Source organism: Streptomyces cahuitamycinicus (assembly GCF_002891435.1).
GTDB classification, from domain to species: Bacteria; Actinomycetota; Actinomycetes; order Streptomycetales; family Streptomycetaceae; genus Streptomyces; species Streptomyces cahuitamycinicus.
Map to the genome: position 1 here is coordinate 1 of NZ_POUC01000697.1, position 2,692 is coordinate 2,692.

Sequence of the window (2,692 nt, forward strand, 5' to 3'; positions counted from 1 at the left end):
GGGGATGACATGGGTCGGCAGCACGAGGTGCCGCTCACGGTCCCCGCCCGGGTCGTCGATGAGTGACAGGGCCAGTTCACCGGCCCGGCGGCCGATCAGCGCCGGTGACTGGGCCACCGTGGTCAGATCGAACCACTGCGCGACCGGCTGGTCGTCGAAGCCGACGACCGACATCTGCCCGGGCACCGGGATCCGCGTCGCGCGCAGCGTCCAGATCACCGCGACGGCCACCTCGTCCTGCTCGGCGAAGACCGCGGTGGGCGGCTCCCGCGGCCCGAGCAGCCGCCCGACCGCCTCGGCGGCCCCCCGCTTGTCGCCCGCCGCGGTGGCGACCACCAGGTCGTCGTCGAGGGGCAGGCCGGCCTCGGCCAGCGCCTGCCGGTACCCGACCAGCCGCTCCTGGGAACTGAAGGAGAACCCACAGGCACCCACCGTCCGCACATGGGCGATCCGGCGGTGGCCGAGGTTCAGCAGATGCCGGGTGCCATGCAGGGCACCGGCCACGTCGTCGACATACACGCTGGGGCGTCCGTCGACGTGCTGACTGACGTGGACGACCGGCATGGCGAGGCCGTCCAGCCGGGCCGTCTCCCCGGCGGTGAGGTCGAAGGAGAACACCAGCAGCGCGTCCGCGTTGCGCCGGGCCGGGAGATGCTCGAAGAACGCGGTGCGCTCGGCCATGCCGGGGATCACATACACCGTCAGTTCCATGCCGGCCGCCCGCAGGGCGCGGGCCAGGCCCGAGAGGGCCGTGCCCATGAACCACGAACCGAGTGTGGGCACGAGCACCGCCACATTGCGGGTCCGGCCCGTCACGAGGCTCGCGGCATGCCGGGACACCGCGAAGTCCAGCTCCCGGGCGGCCTGTTCGACCCGGGCGCGAACCTCGGGGGAGACGGTGGACAGGCCGCGCAGGGTGCGCGAGACGGTGGAGGTGGACACCCCGGCCCGCTCCGCGACGTCAGCCATCGTGGAGTGCCGCTGACCTGGTGGCATGCGCCGAACGCTAACACGCCGACACCGCACCGGACGGCCGTCGTTGGCAGCGCTGTCTCACCGGATTCTTGCCTCCTTACAACGTTGCTCCGCATTGACTTCCCGCTGGCTGCCTTCTAGCGTGCAAACGTTGTCTCGACAGGTTCGAAGTCACCCCGGAGGGTCACCGCCCACCTGCTGTGACCTGCTGTTTTTAGCAGTGCAATGGCGTGGCAACGCAATCTCATGACCAAAGGCATTCCGGGGGAACAGACACGACTTCGGTTCGTCAGACCAGGAGAGACAGTGAAGACCAGCACCGCCAGAGCGATTCAGTGTTCCGCAGCGCTCGCCGCCGCCGGGCTCCTCCTCACCGCGTGCGGCTCGTCCGGCGGCAGCGGCGGCGGCTCGGGCGGTTCGGCGCAGGCCGCGACGGCCACGTTCAAGGGCCGCGGCCCCATCACCTACGTCGCGGGCAAGGACACCACCGGCACCGTTCAGACCATCATCAACCGCTGGAACAAGGCGCACCCCAAGGAGAAGGTCACCTTCATCCAGCTGCCGACGGACGCCGACTCGCAGCGCCAGCAGATGATCCAGAACGCGGAGACGAAGTCCGACGCCTACACGGTGCTCGCCACCGACGTCGTGTGGACGTCCGAGTTCGCCGCCCACCAGTGGATCGAGCCGCTGCCCGCTGACCGGTTCCCGCTCGGCAGGATGCTCAAGCCGGTCGTGGAGACCGGCCAGTACCGCGGCAAGCTGTACGCGGTCCCCGCCAGCTCCAACGGCGGCCTGCTGTTCTACCGCACCGACCTGCTCAAGAAGGCCGGCATCACCGAGCCCCCCACCACCTGGGGGCAGATGACCGCCGACTGCGCCAAGGTGACGAAGCTCCCCGAGGCGAAGGCCATGTCCTGCTACGCCGGGCAGTTCCAGAAGTACGAAGGCCTCACCGTGAACTTCGCCGAGGCCGTGAACTCCGCCGGCGGCCGCATCGTCGACGCCGACGGCAAGCCGGACGTCGACACCCCGCAGGCGAAGAAGGGCCTGGACTTCCTCGTCAAGTCCTTCAAGGACGGGACGATCCCCAAGGAGGCCATCACCTACCAGGAGGAGGACGGCCGGCAGGCCTTCCAGTCCGGCAAGCTGGTCTTCCTGAACAACTGGCCCTACGTGTACTCCCTGGCCCAGAAGAGCGCCGTCAAGGGCAAGTTCGCCGTCGCGCCCCTGCCCGGCCTGAACGGACCCGGCGCCTCCAGCCTCGGCGGCTCCAACCTGGCCCTGTCGTCCTTCGCCAAGAACAAGGCCACCGCGCTCGACTTCATGAAGTTCTTCACCAGCGAGGAGAGCTCGACCTACTTCCTGAAGCACGCCTCCCTCGCCTCGCCCTACGCCGACCTGTACGACAACGCCGCGCTGGACAAGCAGTTCCCGTACCTGCCCGACCTCAAGCGGTCCATCACCAAGGCCGTGCCCCGCCCCCGCGTCGTGCAGTACGGCGATGTCACCGCCGCCGTCCAGAGCGAGGTCTACGCCGCTCTCACCGGCAAGAAGAGCAGCGGACAGGCGCTGAAGGACCTGCAGGCGGACCTGCAGAAGCTGACGGCTCAGTGAGGACCTGGCTCATGGCCGACACCGCGATCCCGTCCGGCACCACCGCGCACCGGCCTGTTCGCGCAGCTCCCGGATGCGCGAGATCTGCGCGGGCAGCCGG

The 2,692-nt window shown here is 69.2% G+C and carries 2 protein-coding genes; one reads left to right on the top strand and one right to left on the bottom strand.

The genetic code is table 11. From position 1 onward, the window contains the following. Positions 1–996, bottom strand: a 996-nt coding sequence (locus C1J00_RS41760) for a LacI family DNA-binding transcriptional regulator (RefSeq protein ID WP_342751811.1), incomplete at its 3' end; no start/stop codon positions are given. A 285-nt stretch (positions 997–1,281) separates the two neighbouring features. Here C1J00_RS41760 and C1J00_RS41765 point away from each other — a divergent pair. Further along, positions 1,282–2,592: an ABC transporter substrate-binding protein gene (locus tag C1J00_RS41765; protein WP_102914025.1), complete on the top strand. Its 1,311-nt coding sequence runs from the start codon at positions 1,282–1,284 to the stop codon at positions 2,590–2,592. Positions 2,593–2,692: the final 100 nt, after the last annotated feature.